The sequence below is a fragment of the Bacillus sp. DE0042 genome (assembly GCF_007680225.1).
GTDB lineage: Bacteria > Bacillota > Bacilli > Bacillales > Bacillaceae_G > Bacillus_A > Bacillus_A wiedmannii.
Genome location: NZ_VEJP01000002.1, coordinates 363,153 through 384,002, shown reverse-complemented (window position 1 = coordinate 384,002; position 20,850 = coordinate 363,153). Strand labels below are relative to the sequence as shown.

The 20,850-nt window shown below is 33.8% G+C and carries 16 protein-coding genes, 3 pseudogenes and 1 other annotated feature; of the genes and pseudogenes, 16 read left to right on the top strand and 3 right to left on the bottom strand.

Annotation, left to right across the window (positions count from 1 at the left end):
* Positions 1–5 precede the first annotated feature (5 nt).
* The 4 genes from FS802_RS12345 (at position 6) to FS802_RS12330 (ending at position 3,429) form a co-directional block, all read left to right on the top strand.
* Complete coding sequence (locus tag FS802_RS12345; protein WP_098653522.1) at positions 6–605, top strand: DJ-1/PfpI family protein; 600 nt, start codon at positions 6–8, stop codon at positions 603–605.
* A gap of 270 nt (positions 606–875) precedes the next feature.
* Positions 876–1,871 carry a CgeB family protein gene (locus FS802_RS12340; protein ID WP_000654564.1) on the top strand — a complete coding sequence of 332 codons (996 nt, stop codon included), beginning with the start codon at positions 876–878 and terminating at the stop codon, positions 1,869–1,871.
* Positions 1,872–2,038: 167 nt separating this feature from the next.
* Entirely contained in the window at positions 2,039–2,914 is an 876-nt protein-coding gene (locus FS802_RS12335; protein ID WP_098653523.1) for an alpha/beta fold hydrolase, read from the top strand.
* Between the two features lie 239 nt (positions 2,915–3,153).
* Positions 3,154–3,429, top strand: coding sequence for a hypothetical protein (locus tag FS802_RS12330; protein ID WP_001176332.1), 276 nt, complete (start codon positions 3,154–3,156; stop codon positions 3,427–3,429).
* Positions 3,430–3,876: 447 nt separating this feature from the next.
* Here FS802_RS12330 and FS802_RS12320 read toward each other — a convergent pair whose 3' ends face one another.
* Positions 3,877–4,392, bottom strand: a complete 516-nt coding sequence (locus tag FS802_RS12320; RefSeq protein WP_048516921.1) for a TetR/AcrR family transcriptional regulator — start codon at positions 4,390–4,392, stop codon at positions 3,877–3,879.
* A gap of 393 nt (positions 4,393–4,785) precedes the next feature.
* Here FS802_RS12320 and FS802_RS12315 point away from each other — a divergent pair, with 393 nt between their 5' ends.
* From FS802_RS12315 to menA, 3 genes are all read left to right on the top strand, one after another.
* On the top strand, positions 4,786–6,996 hold the full coding sequence (locus FS802_RS12315) for an MMPL family transporter (RefSeq protein ID WP_176547024.1): 2,211 nt from the start codon (positions 4,786–4,788) through the stop codon (positions 6,994–6,996).
* A 190-nt stretch (positions 6,997–7,186) separates the two neighbouring features.
* Entirely contained in the window at positions 7,187–8,620 is a 1,434-nt protein-coding gene (locus FS802_RS12310; protein WP_098707344.1) for an IS4 family transposase, read from the top strand.
* Positions 8,621–8,916: 296 nt separating this feature from the next.
* Entirely contained in the window at positions 8,917–9,828 is a 912-nt protein-coding gene (gene menA / locus FS802_RS12305; protein WP_000536390.1) for a 1,4-dihydroxy-2-naphthoate polyprenyltransferase, read from the top strand.
* Between the two features lie 99 nt (positions 9,829–9,927).
* On the opposite strand, the gene satA is transcribed toward menA, so the two are convergent.
* Positions 9,928–10,485, bottom strand: coding sequence for a streptothricin N-acetyltransferase SatA (satA, locus tag FS802_RS12300; RefSeq protein ID WP_098655041.1), 558 nt, complete (start codon positions 10,483–10,485; stop codon positions 9,928–9,930).
* 253 nt (positions 10,486–10,738) lie between these two features.
* Here satA and FS802_RS12290 point away from each other — a divergent pair, with 253 nt between their 5' ends.
* The 9 genes and pseudogenes from FS802_RS12290 to FS802_RS12250 all read left to right on the top strand — a co-directional run bounded on the left by FS802_RS12290 (position 10,739) and on the right by FS802_RS12250 (position 19,694).
* Positions 10,739–11,140 carry a response regulator gene (locus FS802_RS12290; RefSeq protein ID WP_098655040.1) on the top strand — a complete coding sequence of 134 codons (402 nt, stop codon included), beginning with the start codon at positions 10,739–10,741 and terminating at the stop codon, positions 11,138–11,140.
* Positions 11,137–12,916, top strand: a pseudogene (locus tag FS802_RS12285) (sensor histidine kinase). Before FS802_RS12290 ends, FS802_RS12285 begins: the two are co-directional and overlap by 4 nt.
* Before the next feature lie 126 nt (positions 12,917–13,042).
* Positions 13,043–13,726: an N-acetylmuramoyl-L-alanine amidase family protein gene (locus FS802_RS12280; RefSeq protein WP_144525046.1), complete on the top strand. Its 684-nt coding sequence runs from the start codon at positions 13,043–13,045 to the stop codon at positions 13,724–13,726.
* Positions 13,727–14,017: 291 nt separating this feature from the next.
* Positions 14,018–14,860: a polysaccharide deacetylase family protein gene (locus FS802_RS12275; protein ID WP_064475750.1), complete on the top strand. Its 843-nt coding sequence runs from the start codon at positions 14,018–14,020 to the stop codon at positions 14,858–14,860.
* A gap of 473 nt (positions 14,861–15,333) precedes the next feature.
* Positions 15,334–15,563 (top strand) — a binding site (T-box leader).
* 84 nt (positions 15,564–15,647) lie between these two features.
* A pseudogene (gene serS, locus FS802_RS12270) lies at positions 15,648–16,922 on the top strand (serine--tRNA ligase).
* Positions 16,923–17,101: 179 nt separating this feature from the next.
* Entirely contained in the window at positions 17,102–17,731 is a 630-nt protein-coding gene (locus FS802_RS12265; protein WP_098655037.1) for a DUF1349 domain-containing protein, read from the top strand.
* Positions 17,732–18,117: 386 nt separating this feature from the next.
* Positions 18,118–18,570, top strand: coding sequence for a MarR family winged helix-turn-helix transcriptional regulator (locus tag FS802_RS12260; RefSeq protein ID WP_064475747.1), 453 nt, complete (start codon positions 18,118–18,120; stop codon positions 18,568–18,570).
* Between the two features lie 25 nt (positions 18,571–18,595).
* Positions 18,596–19,108 carry a spermidine/spermine N(1)-acetyltransferase gene (gene paiA / locus FS802_RS12255; RefSeq protein ID WP_098655036.1) on the top strand — a complete coding sequence of 171 codons (513 nt, stop codon included), beginning with the start codon at positions 18,596–18,598 and terminating at the stop codon, positions 19,106–19,108.
* 19 nt (positions 19,109–19,127) lie between these two features.
* A pseudogene (locus FS802_RS12250) lies at positions 19,128–19,694 on the top strand (FMN-binding negative transcriptional regulator).
* Between the two features lie 180 nt (positions 19,695–19,874).
* On the opposite strand, the gene FS802_RS12245 reads toward FS802_RS12250, so the two are convergent.
* A complete protein-coding gene (locus FS802_RS12245; RefSeq protein ID WP_064475746.1) occupies positions 19,875–20,825 on the bottom strand; it encodes a nucleoside hydrolase in 951 nt (316 codons plus the stop codon).
* Positions 20,826–20,850 lie beyond the last annotated feature (25 nt).

The window sequence follows — 20,850 nt, the reverse complement described above, 5'->3', positions numbered from 1 at the left end:
AAAAAATGAAAATACAAATTGTATTGTTTGATGGTTTTGGAGAACTTGTCTCCTTTGCACCTTTTGAAGTACTGAAAAGAGCAATAGAAGAAGGGGCTCCATTTACGGTTGAACTCGTATCAAGTGAACGAAAACAAGAAGTTACTACTTCGTTTGGAGTTACGATTAAACTACATGATTTTTTACGAATGGATAATCGTCCAGATTTGTTAATTGTACCTGGTGGTGGCTGGAATCATAAAGCTAAACACGGGGCGCGAAAGCACGCTGAGCTTGGTACTTTGACTAAAATAATTAGAGATATGCACAATGAAGGAACGATTGTTGCTGGAGTTTGTACTGGAGGTATGTTACTAGCTGCATCTGGTATATTGAATGATAAAAAGGCAACAACGCATCATTTGGCGCAGAGTGAAATGAGTGAATATGGAGCAGAACTGCTTCCTTACAGAATTGTAGATCAAGGGAATGTTATTACTGCAAGAGGAGTTACTTCAGGACTTGATTTAGGACTTTGGATCACGGAAAGGTTCGCAAGTCCCCAAATTGCAGCTGCTGTTGAATATAGAATGGAATACGAGCGGCGAGGTGTTGTTTGGAAGTAATTTGACCGTAATCATAGTTTTTTGTTGTAGAACGTTTTAGATATTTTAAAAGAGAAAGAGCCAACTCATACGAGCAGGCTCTTTTTTTATGTTTAATAATTGAGCTGAATATAACCTAATTTTATTCCCTTCGTGACAGCTTCTAAAATGAGGGAAGTTCAACATAATGGACATAAACGTTGCTTATACATGTAAAGTAAGATGTCATAAAAATGAATAAAGACTGCTAATTTTTGTGCACTTTGATTATGTAGAAATAGGGGAGATGACATGAAAGATAATACGCCTAAGAAAATTTTATTTATTCAATCAGGCATTCCTTTTTATTATCCAATGATCGAAGAAGCAATTTTGAATAGTTTACAAAAGGTAAACAGTAATACAATTATGGTAAACCCAGAACGAGCGATAGAAACCGCATTAAAAATGAAACCGGATTTTATTTTGGTACTCGGTGGTTTAAACGAGGGAATTATTAGTGTCATGCCACTCCTAAAGAGTGCAGGTTTTACTACTGGACTTTGGCTGACAGATGATCCGTACTATACGGATGTAACACAACATCTTGTGCCGTACTATGATTACATATTTACGCAAGATTTAAATTGTATCAAGTTTTATAGAGCGTTAGGATGTAATAATGTGTTTCATCTTCCGTTAGCAGCAAATCAAGATGTGTTTAAACCTTCTCAGAAAGAAGATACATATAAGTATGATCTTAGTTTTATAGGCACAGCATTTGAAAATAGAATTAACTTTGTTGATTCTATTTCAGAGTATTTAGCAGAAAAAAACATAAAAATTGTAGGATTCGGTTGGGAGAAGTTAAAGAATTATGAAAGGTTAAAGGATAAAATACAAATTTTGCCACTTGCAAAGTATGAGGATGCATTACAATTTTATGTATCCACTAAAATCAATATAAATTTACACCGTTCACCAAATGATCAGGAATTGAATTGTAATGCTGCAAACATCCAAGCATATTCAGTAAACAATAGGACGTTTGAAATTAATGCCGTAGGTTCTTTTCAATTAACTGATATACGCCCAGATGTAGCAAAGCATTACATACCTGGTGTTGAAATAGAAACGTTTTACAGTGCACCGGAGTTTATACGAAAAGCGGAGTATTATTTGGAACATGTACAAGAAAGAAAACAAATAGCAAAAAATGGACTGGATAGAACTTTGAGAAATCACACATATGATAAACGTATATTACAATTATTAAACTATATTAATTTCATAGGCGTGAAGATGTAGTCTAACCATTAACTGAAATGATAAGCATTTGGTGCTTTCTAACTCTCGTATTCTACAAAAATTATTTACGAAAAAGGGATTTGGATAATTTTTTCGAATTTATTTATTATGAAAAAACGATTTCGCATGCAAACTAATTTATATTTGATAATTAGAGGAGATTAAAAATGAATCACTTTTTTGTAGAGTTCGGTGAATATAAGGCAAGTGTTTGTGAGTGGGGGGATAAAAATAATCCTCAAATCATTTGTTTTCATGGTTTAGGAAGTACAAAATTAAGTTTCATCGAAATAGTGGAACTTTTAAAAGATAAATATCATATTGTATCGTTTGATCTACCTGGACATGGGAAAACACCAAATTTTGAAAAGGATGAAGATTACGGTGCATCTCATTTAACAAATTGGGTAGTAGCATTACTTGAGCAGATAGGAAAAGAAACATTTCATATAGTAGTACATTCATGGGGAGCAAGTGTTGCACTTCACTATGCAGCAGAATGTCCAGAAAAAGTGAATAAAATGGTATTGTTAGATGGTGGTTATCATCATGGTAAAATGAATGCGGATTATTTTGCGAATCTATATAAAGATGCGGAAGAAGGAGAGTGTCCACCGCGATCATTAGAGGAAGAAATTACCCATTACGAAAAAGATTTTGATGAATATATTTTTGACAGTAAAGAAGCGTTCATCCAATCAGAAAAAATGGTTTACAGTAGATGGTCACCATTAATAGAACGTGCGTTAATGCGAGAAGAAGCTAATAAAGTGAAATGGCATGCTACTGGCGATACGGCTAGAAGTGTAATTAAGTTTCAATATACGGTGTATAAAACGTTGGAATCTCATAAAATTAAAAGCGATATTTTACTATTGTATTGTGATCTTCCACATAATTATTTAGAAATAAGAGAATTGCAGATTGCGGAATTTAGGAAGCATATTGATATTACGACTAAGTTTTATACAGATACAGGGCACCTAATGCATTGGGATAGACCGGAAGAGATTGCCGAGGATGTTTTACATTGGTTCATATAAAGGAGGTCCGTTGTTCGAATTTGAGCAACGGATTTTCTTGATACGTTACCTGAAAAAGAAACAAGTATCTCTAAACTAGAGGAAAGTAAAAAATAAAGAAAAGAGGTTGCCTAAAAGTAACTACTCAGCGACTTTTGGGACAACCTCTTCTTTTTGTTGTAGATTTTCAAGAAAATTTAGAATAAAATAAAAAATATAATCACCTACCCATTATTCACTAATGAAAAGAGGCTAGCGAAATGCAACTGAAGTATGGGAAGCACATTAATATATTATCTATTGTTCTAACTTTGTTCTCTTTTTCTGTAATTGTAAGTTTCTCTACCTGGTTGAGTGGATATTCAATTCCCAACCTTTCTACAATGCTTAAGGTAACAATGTTGAGTGCATTTATTCTTGGAATTATAGGGTTTAGACAAGAGAAAAGCGCACTAGCGATTATAATTATGGGAATATGTGCCTTTGCTCTAGTCGTTCTATATACTTATGCGGTTATAAGTTTTCTTGAGCATTAAACACCATAAAAAAGAAACGAATATTTTTGTTCGTTTCTTTTTTTGGGATGATTATTATAAAATAGCCTCTTCTAATGATTGAGTGCTGAATCCAAGAATTAATTTTTGAATGTTATTTTCATGATCTTTTACAATGATATATGGAACGCCCTGTACGTTAAAGGGTTCAAACTCTTCTTTTTCTTCTGGGGTATTAGGGGTACCACCCCATGCCCATCAAGCTAAAAAGAACGAGTTACCCCAAAACAATAAAAAGCGGGCGAAATGTACACGTTTTTCGTTCTGAGGGTATTATGAGATCTTAAGTTGATGGATGTGTGGCGAGACTATATGAAAGAAAGTTTTGCTCTTTTAACCAAAAACGGTCGTTTATGGTTAGATGAAATACTTACAGCTTTTTATGTGGTGCCCATTTTTTAAGATGTAATAAAAGGTAGAATAGTTGTATCAGGAATTTGCCAAATTCCTTGTATCTGTTGTCCCATATGGAAGAATCTCGTATATTTTTGCAGCAAGTGCCTGAGGAGACTCCCTTGACCCTCTTTTAATCCAATCGGTAACAATATTGAAGATACCGCCTGCTAAAAACAGGATTTGCATTCTGCTCATGTCATGATCGTGTGTAATATCCGCTTGAAAGACCTTTTCCATTGTGTAATTCAAGTAATCAAGCATCATATTAGATATATTTGAATCAATTAACTTTCCTGACGGCTTCTGTGCAGAGACAAATCCCTCTATGATATATTCAATAATTAGCTGCATACTTTCATACGGATCCAAACTATCAACCTCTTTCAAGAATTGTTGAACAATTTCATCCACAGATGCTTGCACGACGTCGTAAACGTTGCGGTAGTATTTATAGAATGTGACTCTGGCAACTCCAGCCTTTTTACAAATAGCTGTTACGGTTATATCTTGCAATTTATGTTCATGCAACAGTGCGCTCAATGCCTCCATAATGTATGTTTGAGAGTGTATACTGTCTTCTCTTGACTTCCTCAAAGCTAACACATCCCTTCATTCTGTTCGTTTTAAGTGTAAATAATCACATATTGCTTGAAAGATGAAAATTCACTGTTATACTTACACTTGTAAGTACAATTGTTAGTACGGTGATAATTTCATTGTATAAAAGGACATTATCGCTGTCAATGTGTACCATTTTCTTTGTTTTTTACTGGCAATTTGTCGCCATTTTGCAAGCTATAAATAGGGAGGGATATTCAGATACAATCTATAATAAGCATTTTAAAATCTTATTATATGAATGATATGTAATTTAGGTATTTGTACGTTTCTAGATTACAACGTAAGAAGAATAATTTTTGACAAGAATAGGGTGAGATTTAATTGGCAAAACATCTGTATAAGTTAGGATATTGGGCAGTAAATCATAGGAAGAAGGTTGTATTCAGCGCACTCGCAATTCTTATTGCATTAGTGCTTTTTGCAGTCAACATGGGTTCCTCTTTCAAGGACGAGCTGAGTATTCCGAATACACCAGCAGATAAAGCAGGAAAAGTAATTGAAAAAGAGTTTAAAGCGATGCAACCAGCAGGTGCCCAAGTAAAAGTGGCATTTAAAGCATCAAAAAACGAAACCTTGGAGTCAGCGGAAGTACAACAGAAAATTGCAGGAGTTCTTGAAGAGATAAAAAAAGACTCAGCTGTTGATTCTGTGGCAGCACCGATGCAACTGCAGAACCTCAGTGAAGATAAGACAATTGGATATGCAGTTGTTACGTACAAAGTAAAAGCAGAAAAGGTTACAGAAGCTTCTAAAGATAAGATTTTAGATAGTATTGAAACAACAAGGGATGCCGGCATTCAAACGGAGTTATCAGGAGGCGATGTTACGTTTTCTGACTCAGAGACTTCAGGTATGACTGAAATTGTCGGAGTTCTTGTTGCCTTCGTAGTCCTGGCATTTACCTTTGTGTCTTTTCTAGTAGCTGGACTGCCGATTCTCACTGCGATAATCGGATTAGCAATTGGAATGCTAGGAATCATGATTGGAACCAATTATGTGGAAATCCAATCAGTTTCCTTATCATTAGCTGCCATGCTGGGACTCGCAGTAGGCATAGACTATGCACTCTTCATTATCAATCGTTTTAGACAGCAGCTTGCACAAGGAGATTCTGTTCCAGAATCTGTTGCCATCGCAACGGGAACAGCGGGAAGTGCCGTAATCTTCGCAGGATTAACTGTTATTATAGGTCTTTTGGGACTGTCTGTTACAAAGATTCCATTCCTGACAGCGATGGGCGTATCAGCTGCCTTTACTGTGCTTGCAGCTGTGTTGGTTTCCGTCATCATATTACCAGCCATTTTGGGACTTGTCGGCCATAAGATTGCCCCATCTAAACAAAATCGATTCTTGCAAAAGATGACTGGGGCAGGTAAGAAACATGCTGGTTCAAATAAATGGGGAGAATTTGTCATAAGACGTCCTCTGATTGTCACGATTTTTGCAATCGGACTACTTGCATTGATTTCAATTCCGTTTTTCCATATGAACCTTGGCTTGCCTTCTGATGGAACAACAAAGTCCACAGAAACGACAGAAAGAAGAGCATATGATTTGTTGACGGAAGCGTATGGGGAAGGATTTCATGCTTCTTTAATGGTAGTAGCAAAATCAGAAGAAGCAACAGCTGAAACGCAAAATGCTATGAACACCATCGCAAAAGAATTGGGTAACCTACCTGACGTGAAAAGTGTGACACCAGCTATCCCTGGGCCTTCTGGAAAGATTTATATGATTTCTATTACACCGAAAACTGGACCTGACGATACAAAGACAAAGGATTTGGTAAAAGCAATCAGGGACAAATCGAACCAAACCGAGAAAAAAAATGAAATTGAACTAATGGTAACGGGCACAGCAGCGATGAATATTGATATCGTGCAAAAGCTGAGTGACGCCTTGCCAGTTTTTGCTGGCCTTATTGTGGGACTTGCGTATGTACTCTTAGTTCTAGTGTTTAGATCTCTGCTCATTCCATTAAAAGCAGTATTAGGGTTTCTACTTTCTCTTGGCGCTACGTTGGGAGCCGTGGTATTTTTCGTGCAGGATGGACATTTCCAAAATATATTTGGGTTCCCGGCTGCCGGTCCGATCTTAGCCTTCTTGCCTGTCATTCTGATTGGCATCTTGTTCGGACTCGCCATGGACTATGAGGTGTTCCTAGTGAGCAAAATGCGGGAAGTATATACGCATACAGGTGATCCGAAGAGAGCTATTGTAGAAGGAATGCGGGAGAGCGGGAGAGTCGTAGTCGCAGCGGGATTAATTATGATGTCTGTATTTATTGGATTCATGTTGGCGCCTGATACCATCATTAAATCCATAGGCATGGCTCTTACATTCGGTGTTTTCTTTGACGCATTCATCGTGAGAATGACAATCGTACCTGCAGTCATGATTCTCATGGGTAATTCAGCCTGGTACTTGCCAAAATGGCTGGATAAAATTTTGCCTAACATTGATGTTGAAGGAGAAAGCATTATACATCGCGTAGAAAACAAAAATGAAAAAATATATAAACAGAACCGTTAAATTTAATTCATAGTTGTATTCATTTAAAAAACCGCTTCCCTATAAAATAGGAGCGGTTTTTTAGAGAAAGTATAGATCCTCCTTCGCTAATTATGTAAATATATAAAAGGAACTAAGGTTTTGCACTATCCATAAAGCAAAAAAGACGTTATTCTTTCTGTATAATTATAGGAAAGGATGGCGTTTCTTTATGAATCTTTCGATTCTTGACGAACTTCAACCGATCGCTGAAGAATTACAACGACATATGTCTCCTCATGTTTTAGAACACCTAGCCAAAGAAAAAGGATTCGTTCAGCGAAAGAGTAAATATCAAGCACAGGAGTTAGTTGCTTTATGCGTATGGCTTAGTCAACAGGTCGCAAGTACATCACTCACACAATTATGTAGCTGTTTGGAAGTATCTACAGGTGTTCTTATCAGTCCTGAAGGGCTTAACCAACGATTTAATGCTTCCGCAGTACAGTTTCTTGAACAAGTTCTAGCTAACCTTCTAACTCAAAGGATTTATTCAACACAAGAAATAATTCATCAATATACCACGACCTTTAAACACATTCGTATTCTAGATTCTACAACATTTCAGCTTCCAGATAAGTTCTCTTCACATTACCAAGGCTCCGGTGGAAGTAGCCATACGGCAGGAGTTAAAATTCAATTGGAGTATGACCTATTGAGTGGAAAGTTCCTGCACGTTTATGTAGGAGAGGGAAGAGAAAATGATAAAACCTTTGGTACGACAAGTCTACAGACCATTCAACCAAAAGACTTGTACATAAGAGATTTAGGCTATTTTGACTTACATGACTTACAGAAGATCCATGATAAAAGAGCTTACTATGTCTCACGTTTGAAATTAAATACTCGAATCTATCGTAAGAATGATGAGCCAGAGTATTTTCGAAGTGGGACCGTGAAAAAAGGAACACTCTATATTCAGTTAGATATGGAAGAACTCATGAATCAATTGCCGCCTGGTCAAACTATGGAAATTTCAGAGGCATACATTGGACAATATCAAAAATTTCCAGCTCGTGTTATTATTCATCGATTAACAAAGGAACAAACCGAAAAAAGGTTGAAAGAACAAGCCAAAAGAGAAAAAAAGAAAGGTATTATCTACAAAGAACGGAGTAAAAGGCTGAGTGGAATCAACGTGTATATTACGAACATTTCTGCAGAAAATGTTCCAACGGAACATATCCATGACTTCTATTCATTACGTTGGCAAATTGAAATTTTATTTAAAACATGGAAATCTTTCTTTCAAATTGACAGGTGCAAAGGAATCAAGAAAGAACGCTTAGAATGTCATTTATATGGGCAGCTCATTAGTATCCTACTCTGTTCATCGACGATGTTCAAAATGTGTCAGTTACTCTTGGATAAGAAAAAGAAAGAGTTAAGTGAATACAAATCCATTTATATGATAAAAAATTATTATCTATTGTTTTATGAAGGATTACAAAAGGACATCCATGAATTATTAAAAGTTTTACTGCGCTTGTTTTATTTTTTAGAGAAAAACGGTAGAAAATCTCATCGGTACGAAAAGAAAACCGTCTTTGATATCTTAGGTGTTGTGTATGATTATACATTGTCACAAAGCTTCAAAGTTGCATAATATTTTTTAAAATACCTATTTAATAGGTTTATTTGTTATGACCACCTTTAGTACAGCCGTAGAAATTTTTGAAAATAACCCTCACATATATCCTCTTAGCGCCCTTAACTTGATGGCGATGGGGTACCACCCCATATTAGAAAAAACGATATTTTGATGCAAAGTTATCGTGCAAGCAAGAGCATTAAAGTTCTATCGCCAATTCTTTTTTTGATATAATAGATGTGAAGCAGAAAATAGATAGAAAGATACTGCTAGTAATTTATACTTAAAATGTAGGGAGCTTGAACAGAGTTATGGGGACAGAAAAAGAAATTAGTTCCGCTAAATTAATATGGAAGATGACGCGCCCGCATACATTAACGGCGACGTTTTCTCCTGTAATTTTAGGAACAGTAGCATCACTGTATGTTACAGACATTCATTGGCTTTTATTTATTGCGATGATGGTTGCATGTTTAGCATTGCAAATAGCAACGAACTTATTTAATGAGTACTATGATTTCAAACGTGGATTAGATACCGCTGATTCTGTTGGCATCGGTGGTGGAATTGTCCGTCATGGATTGAAACCAAAAAATGTGTTAACAGTTGCGCTTTTATTGTATGTAGTAGCAGCAATTATTGGAGTTTATATTTGTATGAATAGCAGCTGGTGGTTAGTCGTTATCGGTTTAATTGGGATGGCGGTTGGCTACTTATATACAGGTGGTCCATTACCAATTGCGTACACTCCGTTTGGAGAATTAGTTTCTGGATTGTTAATGGGGACATGTTTTGTACTCATTGCTTTCTTTATTCAAACGAATACGATAACGATTGAAAGTGTATTGATTTCCATTCCAATTGGAATTTTAGTCGGTGCAATTAACATGTCTAATAACATCCGAGATATCGAAGAAGATATTAAAGGTGGAAGAAAGACATTAGTAATCCTCCTCGGGAGAGAAAAAGCAATAGTAACACTAGCTGTAGCCTTTTTCATTGCTTATTTATGGATCGCGGTGATTGTATTGATGGGTTATATAAGCCCTTGGGCATTAGTTATGTTCCTAGGTTTGAGAAAGCCAATCTCTGCTATTCAAAGTTTCCAAAAAGGAGCAAAAGATCCCGGGTATATGCGCATCGCAATGAAATCAACAGCGATGACAAATACGATTTTCGGCTTCTTATTATCAGCAGGATTATTAATTAGCTACTTGTTTTAAATAAAAAATCTTGTTAAATAACTTAACCCTAATTTCTCAATTTTAATGTAGAGAGATTGGGGTTTTTATTTTGAGTTTGTTTAATGTTGTAAACTATTTTCATTTGAAATGAAAATACCAATAAATTGCAACTTCATCACTTGTCATATCCAAACCTTTATAAATAAGAAAATCAAATCCACCTATTACAAATCCACATTTTTCATAGAACTTACATGCTGCGACATTATTATTTTGCGTTTCAAGCATGATACCGGGCATGTTGCCTTCTTTTGTCCATTGCTTTGCTTGATCAACTAATCTTTTACCAACCCCGAGTGTACGATGTTTTTTATCCACCGTTATATCTTCTATGTAAGCATAGTGATTCCAATTCTTTTTCAATACTATTAATCCGATGATCTGGTTATGTAACAGTGCTATGTAAATTATTTGATTAGGCTTATTTATATATTCATTGTACGCAAGTTCTTCATTATCATTTTGATCTTGTAAATAAATTTTTTCATAACTCGGAACGTCTTCTACTGTATATTCTATGCGTCTATTTATTTTTGAAAGAGAAAGAATTAACCGAGCATTCACTATAAAACTGTCATCAATATCCGGGAGATTGTCTAAATCATTTGTTTCTAACGCTCTAATTAAAAGGCTCATCGTGATACCTCCAAATCATATTATTTCTTCTGGTTCTTTATGTGATTCAAATCCATTCCAATTACAAAATTATAATAGCACTTCAATAGTAAGGCTATCTCTGCATTTTATCTTTATACCATCATGCTATTATCTTGATATAACTATGTTGTATGTAGTAGTTCCAGAAATAGTGAAAGATTTCTAATTGGTTAACATATAAAATGAATTATTTCTTCCTAACAATAAAATAAATCCGTGGAGAAGATAAAAGATGCAAAGAACAATATTAATCGTAGGAGATGAAGATATTTTACGTGAGATTATGAAGGATTACTTATTAAACGAAGGGTATAACGTCTTAGAGGCGATGGATGGGAAAGAAGCGTTATCTATATTTGAAGAGCATGAGGTACATTTAATTATTCTAGACATTATGTTACCAGAATTAGATGGTTGGGCGGTCTGTCGGCGAATCCGGAAGAAATCTAATGTACCTATTATTATGTTAAAGGCTCGGGTAGATGAGGATGATACTCTACTCGGATTTGAACTAGGAGCAGATGATCGCACTATTAATAGTCATATTCGTAATTTTCGTCATAAATTAGGACAAAAAGCAACTTGTATTGTAACTGTTGTACGAGCTGGTTATAAATTTGAGGGACAGGTATGAAAAAAGGAATTGTATTAAAGTTATTTATTTTAACAACAGCATTATGCACACTTATTTTAGTAACTATTTTTATTGGACAAACTATATTTTTTAAGCAATACTACGCAAATCGAAAAGTGAATGATATTAAAACAAATATTCAATCCTTTGAAAAAGCATATGAAAAAGCTGGAGATGATGCGAAAGCCATTCAAGAGTTGGAATAAAACTTCTATCAAGAGAATGCGACATGGATTACAACGTTAGATAGTGTAGGTAATATAAAATATGCAAATGATTTTTCTATGGAAATTCAATTAGACCCTAACAAAAATAAGAGATTTTCTGAACGTTCAATTCACATACTGTTGTATAGTTTTATCAATTTAGAAGATATACAAAGGATGAAATATAGTTTAGAACAAGGGAGTCATATTATTATCGATGGAGTACAGAAGGGGATATAGTAGTCCCTGTGATGTTAACAATAAAAGAGAAGAATGTTGGGCTGGAGAACAAGCAACTGTCAGAAAGATTGTATGGGCCAAAAGCCGCATCTTCAAAAGAAAGTTCACAATTATATTTGACAGGAAGCATTCAAAACGTGCAATTACCGGAGGAGACTGTAGGAACTACCTTTATATATGGAAATCGTGTGTTTATAGATAGAATAAAACACTTTCAGGTTGATTTATTATTGAATCAAAAATCGAATGATGTTACTTCTACAGAAATAATCGATTACGAAGAAAATGATATTAAATATAAACTTTTAATCAAGCCAACAAAAGATGCAAATGGTAAGACAAACTATATATTTGCTATGACATCATTGCAACCAGTTGATGAAGCGGTGCAAATGATTAAGGATTATTATGTATATTTAATTCTCTTTGTACTGATTTTAATTGTTTTGATATCGTTCTATTACTCAAAAAAAATCGCCAAGCCATTATTACAAATAAATGATACTACAAAAAAATTGCGGGTTTAGATTTCTCAGAGACGATCCCTATTACTACAAAGGATGAAATAGGTGATTTATCACAAAGTATTAATACACTTTCTAAAGCTTTGCATTCGTATATTCATCAATTGCAGCAAGATATAGAAAAAGAAAAGCAATTAGAAAATACACGTAAAGAATTTATCGCGGGTGTTTCACATGAGTTAAAAACACCTTTAAGTATTATGAAGAGCTGTATTTCAATTTTGGAGGATGGTGTTGCTAGTAATAAAAAGGATTATTACTTTAAAGCAATGTCAAAAGAAGTAGATAAAATGGATATGCTCATTATTGATATGCTGGAGTTAGCAAAATTCGAATCTGGTACTTATAAAATGGAGATGGATGTCTTCCATATTGATGAGATGATTGATTATATATGTGAGCAATTAACCTCAGATATAACAGCTAAGCAATTACATGTTCATAAACAACTTTCTAAAATTGAAGTTGTTGCAAACCAGCATCGCATAGAACAAGTTATAACGAACTTTATTACGAATGCGATTCGTTACACACCAGAACAGGAGAATATTATTATTTCTACAATAGAAGAGAATGAACGTGTAAAAGTATGTATAGAAAATAAAGCTCATATCGAGCCAGAATATTTAGAAAAAATATGGGATCGTTTTTATCGAGGAGATACGTCTCGTCAACGCTCCAAAGGTGGAACAGGATTAGGCCTTGCTATTTCAAAGAATATATTAGAGCTACATGATGCGGAATATGGTGTTTTGAATACAGAAGATGGAGTATTATTTTATTTCTATTTAAATAAAAACGTGTAGAATTTCCGTTCTACACGTTTTTATCATTTTTAAACAAAATCGACATTATCTGCATTTTATCTTTATCAGCATTCATTACTATTTTCATTAGAAACGGAATGAAAAGCTGATAAGGAGATTGTTAAAATGAAAAAAAGAGCGATATTGCTTTTGTTTATTATATTAATAATGGGTACAGGCGTTAGTTTCATACATGCTAAAGGGTACAAAAACATATCAAAAGAGGATTTAAGATTAAAAGGAAAAACTATTGTAATTGATCCAGGGCATGGTGGAGGAGATAGAGGGACGAAAGGAAAGAAATTTGGAACAATTGAAAAAGAGCTTAATTTAAAAGTAGCACAAAATATAAAGAAAGAATTAGAAGAAAGAACGGATGCAAAAGTTATATTAACACGTGAAAAAGATACGAGTTTACTTCTAGAAACAAAGCAAAAGGAAGAATTACAAGCGCGTGTCAAAGTAGCGAAAGAATATGCGGCGGATCTTTATATTAGCATTCATCATGATGCTTTTGAGGATACAAATGTAAAAGGAATAACAACTCATTATGGATCTAATAAAAGGAAAGATAAAAAATTAGCTAAGATCGTACAAGAAGCCATTTTTGATCAAAATATAGACAGCCGAGATAGAGGCGTTCATGGCAGTGATTTTCTTGTCTTACGAGAAAATCCTTCTCCGTCTATCTTAATTGAATTAGGATTTACATCTAATGTGAGTGATGAAAAAAGAATGAATTCAGAAGAATTCCAAGCGAAATCGCAAAAAGGTATTGTGGACGGCATTATTAATTATTTTATTATGTAATAAAATAGGCAAATAGAAAATTACTATTCTTTCTAAATCTTAATTAGGAAGAGTAGTATTTTTTATTTTGGGTGTATATCCATTTTTCAAATTAGAAACAAATATTTTTCTAAAGAGTGAATGCAATACGCTATTCTTTAACTGATTTCGACATTATCTGCATTTTATCTTTATCCGTCTCTATTAATCTATTTATTGTAAATACCGGTTGAAACGAATGATTCAGTCGAGTAAAGGCTCAACCTTTTAAATAATGAATATGAAAATTAATAGGGAAAGGATCGAAAAATAATGAAAGAATCACAAAGTAAGAAAAAAACAAGTCGATTAACTAAGGTAATAATATCTCTAGGAGTTGTTTTAGCAACGACCTTTTTCACATTCTTTTTAATAGGGGAATGGAACTCTATCTCAGCGAAGGGAGTAGCTAAGGAAAATATGAAACAAGTTAATACGCAACAACAAGAAAAGAAAAAGGAAACACCACCGACAAAACAAAAAAGACCTGATGGAAAACCGGTAGGAAAAGTTGTTTATTTAACATTTGATGATGGTCCTAGCGAATTAACTGGGAAATTTTTAGATGTACTAAAAGAACAAAATGTTGCCTCTACATTTTTTATGCAAGGTAGCAATTTACAAAATACAGGTTTTCAGGAAAATGTAAAAAGAGCGGTAAAAGAAGGACATTATATTGGTGCTCATAGTATGACACATAACAGTGATAAGCTATACAAAAAAGGACAATTTGTACCGGAGATGAAAGAAACGTTAGCTCTTATCCATAATATTACGGGTACAACTCCTAAACTAGTTCGTCCGCCATATGGATCTGCACCAGGATTAAAGGGTGAGGAAATTCGTAATCAAATTGTAGAAGCAGCAATAAAAGTTTGGGATTGGACAATAGACTCAAATGATTGGAAATTAAAAGATAATCCAACTCAGATTATCGAAAATGTAAAGAAACAAACAACAGAAGAAGTAGAAGTTGTTTTAATGCATGAAAAGGCGCAAACATTACAAGCTCTTCCTGAAATTATTAAATTTTATAAAGAGCAAGGGTATGAATTTGGGGTATATAATGATGAAGATCATTTTCGTTTAAACTTCCAGAAAGATCAACGTCTATAGTATAAACATAGTTATCTTAAAAGGTGTTTTCTATTACTAAATCAATAACTAAAAATAGAGCCGATTTCCTATAAGATAAAGAAATCGGCTCTATTTTTAGTAGTTGCTATTATTTTTTATGTATGCCCAGATGTTTAATGGATAAATTTACTTAATAGCATCATGGACAAAAACGGAAAAAGATTTTAGAGATAAAATATTTTATCGCTGATGCTGAAACAAAGACCACCCTTTGGACTGGAGAAGATAAAGGAATGAAAAAAACAAGCTGATTGAATCAACTTATTTTTTATTTACTATCTTCAATTGTCCTATTATTTCTTCCGGAATATCCCCTTCAGAAATAATATCGTAAGAATATTGGGAAATATAAGTGTGTAAATTAATTATGAATATATTTTATTCACTGAAAATAATCCCTTGATAAATAAACAGAATTATTGTAAAGTAGTGATAATTAAAATGTATATTGTTTGAAAGCGATGAAAGGAAATAGTAACAAGTATTTTTTCTTTTAGAGAGTCGGTGGGTGGTGTAAACCGATAGAAGGAACTTGTGAATCCGTCCTTGAGCGAAATGTGGAACACTTCAATGTGAAGTTAATAATCGTTTCCGGCTAAAAGCCGTTAATAATTTAAGTGGAGAGCATATATTTTTGTGCTTTCAACTAGGGTGGCAACGCGGGTTAACTCTCGTCCCTTTTATAGGGACGGGAGTTTTTTGTGTTTTTGTAGTACACAACCTAATTTTAAAAAGATTAGTTACTTAATTAGAGGAGAGATAAGCCATGTTAGATGTAAAAGTATTACGTACAAATGTAGAAGGGGTAAAGAAAAAATTAATTACTCGTGGTGGAGAGTTTCTTGAATTAAATAAATTTGAAGAATTAGATCTAAAGCGTCGTGAATTGTTAATAGGAGCAGAAGAGTTAAAAAGTAAACGTAATGAAATATCTGAACGTATTGCGAATTTAAAGCGTGAAAAACAAGATGCCGATGAACTTATTAGTGAAATGCGTGAAGTGGGAGACAATATTAAATCGTTAGATGATGAATTGCGTTATGTAGAAGAAGAGGTAAATACAATATTGTTAGCATTACCAAATCTACCTCATGAAACAGTGTCTGTTGGGGAATCAGAAGATGATAATGTTGAAATACGTAAGTGGGGAGAAATAAGTGAATTTTCATTTGAAGCAAAACCACATGGGGAAGTTGCTGAAAAATTAGAATTACTAGATTTTGAGCGTGCAGCAAAAGTAACGGGAAGCCGCTTCGTCTATTACAATGGATTGGGAGCACGTTTAGAGCGAGCAGTAGCCAACTTTATGTTAGATTTACATGTTGAAGAACACGGATATACAGAAGTGATTCCGCCATTTATCGTAAATAGCGATAGTTTATTAGGAACAGGACAGTTCCCAAAATTTAAAGAAGATGTATTCACCTTAAAAGACACAAATTATTCTTTAATTCCAACGGCGGAAGTACCATTAGCAAACTATTATCGTGATGAAATTTTAAAAGGTGAAGAGTTACCTATTAATTTTACGGCGAATACTCCATGTTTCCGTTCTGAAGCCGGTAGTGCAGGACGCGATACGAGAGGGTTAATTCGTCAGCACCAATTTAGTAAAGTTGAAATGGTTAAATATACAAAACCTGAAGATTCATACGATGAGTTAGAAAAATTAACAACAAATGCCGAAAAGGTTCTGCAATTGTTACAGTTACCTTATCGTGTAATCGTATGATGTACTGCTGATATGGCATTTCCAGCTGCAAAAACTTATGACATTGAAGTTTGGTTACCAAGCTATGGCGTATATCGTGAAATTTCTTCTTGCTCAAATTGTGAAGATTTCCAAGCGCGTCGTGCAAGTATACGTTTCCGTCGTACAAATGGAGCTAAACCAGAATTGGTGCACACACTAAATGGCTCTGGATTGGCTATTGGACGTACAGTAGCAGCTATTTTAGAAAACTACCAACAAGAAGATGGCTCTGTTATAGTTCCAGAAGTATTGCGTCCATACATGAGAGGAATAGAAATTATTAAATGAGAAAGACATTGATTTGAGATGAAGTTTAATAGCTTATAAAAGTTTTGGGGAATAAAGAATTATTTAAGATGATGAAGCCGGGAAGAGATTCTTTTAGAAGGTCACATATCAAGATTAAATAATTTTACTGTGTAAATACTTTTTCATAATAAATATAAAAGGTTAAGGAGATATTGTTAATGTGCAATCGATATAGATTGATAGAGGAATTTAATAATGTAGAATTTGATAAAAGTTTAAAATGGTTTTCTCCACCTAAAGATTGGGAGATTAATAGGAATAAATCGAAGTTAATAATCAAACCTGATAAAGAGACAGATTTCTGGCAAAAAACACACTATGAATTTCAAGTTGATAATGGTCATTTTTTATACTATGAACTAAATGGAGATTTTAGATTGATCACGAAAGTAAACTCTAAACCAGCAAACAGATATGATCAAGCAGGTTTAATGGTTCGATTTTCAAAAGATACGTGGTTGAAGACATCTGTTGAGTATATACCGGATGACAATAGTAAATTAGGTGTTGTTGTAACAAAAAATGGATACTCTGATTGGTCTAGTCAGGAATTTTTGGAAGATTTGAATTCCCTTTACTATCGAATAACAAGAAAGGGTAATAATTACTATGTTGATTATTCAATAGACGGCGTTTCATGGAAGCAAATAAGAATGACTCACCTTTTTGAGGAAAAAGATTATATGAAAGTTGGTATTTATACTTGCAGTCCACAAGGAGAGGGATATGAAGCTGAGTTTGAATTTATTAGGATCGAGAATGTAGATGATAATACAAAGGTATATTAAAGGTATAAAGCCATCATAATTTTTATAGATGTATTGAATAAAAAGTTAATTCAATTGAGAATTGAAAAGTAATTAAATTTCTGTATAAAATACAATGAGTATACAAAAACGAAGAAGGTATTTTGAACAAAACAATTACAAATATTTGGTTTAACTGTTATGATTACGGGTGTTATTTTAATCCGGATAGTTTAAAATATTCATCAATATGTTTTTTAGGAAACAATGAATTCTTCCATAAAAGAAACCCATCCATTTTGTCTAATCTTTTTTCAAAATGGATGGGTTTTTTATCGTTTTTATTGTATTTGCAATAAAAACGATTTATATTAAATGTAACGTTAAATATTGCATTTGCAACAAAAATACGTAACAAGGAGCTACTTATGAAGGGAATTCTTCGCGAAATTGGAATGATAGCAAGGGCTTTAAATTCTATAAGTAATATAGAATTTAAAGAATATGAGCTGACAAAAGGGCAGTATTTGTACCTTGTACGAATATGTGAAAACCCAGGTGTCATTCAAGAAAAGCTATCTGAGATGATAAAAGTGGATCGAACAACAGCATCTCGTGCTATAAAAAAACTTGAAATGAATGGTTTTATTGAAAAGAAAGAAGATGAACATAACAAAAAAATAAAAAAACTCTTTCCAACTGAGAAAGGGGAAAATGTGTATCCCTTTATAAAAAGAGAAAATGATTATTCCAATGCCGTTGCATTGGAGGGATTTTCCGAAAAAGAAGTAGAAACTATTTTCAAGCTTCTTCAAAGAGTAAGAGGAAATGTAGAAAAAGACTGGGATTTTGTAAAAAAGGGGAACAAGAGAATTTATTGATTATATAAAGGAGTGACATATGTAGATGACTATAAAAAAGTGTACTCTTGAAGATTTACATAAGCTTCAAGAAATTAGTTATGAAACATTCGATGAGACATTTAAGCATCAAAATTCACCCGAAAATATGAATGCCTATTTAGAAAAGGCATTTAACTTAAAACAATTAGAAAAAGAATTAGCCAATCTTTCTTCGCAATTCTATTTTATGTATTTTAATAATGAAGTCGCTGGATATGTAAAGGTAAATACGAATGACGCTCAGTCTGAAGAAATGGGTGATGAATCACTTGAAATCGAGAGGATCTATATAAAAAGCACGTTTCAAAAACATGGGCTTGGTAAACATCTATTAAATAGAGCGATTGAAATTGCAATTGAACATAATAAAAAGAAAATCTGGCTAGGCGTTTGGGAAAAGAATGAAAATGCTATTGCTTTTTATAAGAAAATGGGGTTTGTCCAAGTTGGAGCCCACTCTTTTTATATGGGTGATGAAGAACAAATAGACTTTATAATGACTAAAACACTTAAATAACTTTGTTAAAAGGGGGTATATTCCAAAAAAATTTAAGATCAAAGATTTTGATGAGGTTTTAAAAAAAAACTCTTTTGGTACGATTGTCATAACAGAACAAGGGAAACCAATTGCCATTCATTTGCCTTTGGGGTTAAATAAAAAAGGTGATGATTACTATATTATTGGGCATATGGCCTATGGAAATAATCGGTTGGAAATATTCGGGGATCATGGAGATGTGCTTGTTGTGTTTCAAGGACCACACGCTTATATTTCCTCTTTTCGGTATAGAAAGGAAGAAGTTCCAACATGGAATTATCAGGCCATTCATGTATAGGGTACAGCAAGCATTTTAGAGATAGATGAATTAATAGAAGAACTAGCAATGATGCTAAAAAAGTATGAAGAAAATCGTGAAAATATAGTTTTATGGGATGAACTTTCTCCTTAGTTATTAGAACGAGAAGTAAAAGGAATTGTTGGATTTAAAATTAAAGTGCAAGAAGTTCAAGCTGCATATAATTTAAGCCAGAATCGTAAGGAGAAAGATTATTCTAATATCGTTGATAAATTGCAAGCGAAAAAAAATCCTGATTCTCAGTAAATGGCAAAGGTGATGAAAAAGAGGGTTAAAATTATAAATCAGTGCTATAGGACACTTTATGATTTTTTAAGATATAGTTACTTTAATTGAATGAGAAATATAAAAAGTAGATTTCCTGTACGTTAAGTGAAGTGGCATTTCATTCACATAATCCGTATTATCTGAAGTTAATAAAGTCTATTACACTCTCTTCTTTAAGAACGTTTCCATAATATCCTTCTTGAATCTTTCATAATCAAACTGAAAAGCTACATTATGCGTTTTATAGCCTGGATTAGTAACAAAACGAAAGTCTGCAATACTTTGACCAAATCCTTCTCCTTGATCAGGAATTACTTTAATGGGTACTCTTGAAAGACCAACAGCCTCTTGATTCAGCAAATACCACACTGTTACAAAATCATGCATAGGGCTTCCACTTATACCAGGATTAGACTTGGAATAGAAATTATAATAATAGTCTAACATAGGTTTGAGGATGAGCCCTGCAAGATCCTGTGTATTTCGATGAAATGCATCGATTTGTTGGACCATTTCGGGTGTAACAATCGCATGTTGAGTCACATTTAAAGGGATAATTGTCAAGTTCTGTGCATGCTGCAGAATTAAGTTTGCTGCATAAGGGTCGGCGTAAAAGTTAGCTTCAGCTACAGCAGTTACGTTACCTGGATAGAAAAAAGCTCCCCCCATGCAAATGCATTCTCTTACGTTTCGCATTATTTCTAAATTCAATACAAAAGTCGTAGCTAGCGAAGAAAGTCTTCCTAAATTGATAATTGTAAGATCTTCCAAATTTGATTCTATAACTTGATAAATATCATTTAAAGGATAAACTGGATATGAAATTTCAGGTGGAATAATAGGCCCTAATCCAACTTTTCCATGTACCTCAGGGAAATACTGAATCAAGATACCTGTCAATGGTACAGAAGCACCAAGGAATACAGGTATCTCTTCTCTTCCCGCAATGTATTTCAAATAGTTAATATTTCTTATTACATTTTCTCTTGATACATTTCCATAATCGGCTACAATTCCTACAAGTTGAATATCTTTACGAAAAAAGGTGTACAGTATAGCAAACGCATCGTCAATCCCCAAATCTGTAAACAGGAGAACCTTTTTTTGCATAACTTTTCCTCCAAAATTTATATAA

Excerpts from the sequence above, each read along its gene's own strand:
- FS802_RS12330 (WP_001176332.1), top strand. The coding sequence starts at position 3,154 with ATGCAACTGAAGTATGGGAAGCACATTAATATATTATCTATTGTTCTA.
- FS802_RS12335 (WP_098653523.1), top strand. The coding sequence starts at position 2,039 with ATGAATCACTTTTTTGTAGAGTTCGGTGAATATAAGGCAAGTGTTTGT.
- FS802_RS12245 (WP_064475746.1), bottom strand. The coding sequence starts at position 20,825 with ATGCAAAAAAAGGTTCTCCTGTTTACAGATTTGGGGATTGACGATGCG.
- FS802_RS12280 (WP_144525046.1), top strand. The coding sequence starts at position 13,043 with ATGAAAAAAAGAGCGATATTGCTTTTGTTTATTATATTAATAATGGGT.
- paiA (WP_098655036.1), top strand. The coding sequence starts at position 18,596 with ATGACTATAAAAAAGTGTACTCTTGAAGATTTACATAAGCTTCAAGAA.
- FS802_RS12260 (WP_064475747.1), top strand. The coding sequence starts at position 18,118 with ATGAAGGGAATTCTTCGCGAAATTGGAATGATAGCAAGGGCTTTAAAT.
- FS802_RS12275 (WP_064475750.1), top strand. The coding sequence starts at position 14,018 with ATGAAAGAATCACAAAGTAAGAAAAAAACAAGTCGATTAACTAAGGTA.
- FS802_RS12345 (WP_098653522.1), top strand. The coding sequence starts at position 6 with ATGAAAATACAAATTGTATTGTTTGATGGTTTTGGAGAACTTGTCTCC.
- FS802_RS12265 (WP_098655037.1), top strand. The coding sequence starts at position 17,102 with ATGTGCAATCGATATAGATTGATAGAGGAATTTAATAATGTAGAATTT.
- FS802_RS12310 (WP_098707344.1), top strand. The coding sequence starts at position 7,187 with ATGAATCTTTCGATTCTTGACGAACTTCAACCGATCGCTGAAGAATTA.
- FS802_RS12320 (WP_048516921.1), bottom strand. The coding sequence starts at position 4,392 with ATGGAGGCATTGAGCGCACTGTTGCATGAACATAAATTGCAAGATATA.
- FS802_RS12290 (WP_098655040.1), top strand. The coding sequence starts at position 10,739 with ATGCAAAGAACAATATTAATCGTAGGAGATGAAGATATTTTACGTGAG.
- FS802_RS12340 (WP_000654564.1), top strand. The coding sequence starts at position 876 with ATGAAAGATAATACGCCTAAGAAAATTTTATTTATTCAATCAGGCATT.
- menA (WP_000536390.1), top strand. The coding sequence starts at position 8,917 with ATGGGGACAGAAAAAGAAATTAGTTCCGCTAAATTAATATGGAAGATG.
- satA (WP_098655041.1), bottom strand. The coding sequence starts at position 10,485 with ATGAGCCTTTTAATTAGAGCGTTAGAAACAAATGATTTAGACAATCTC.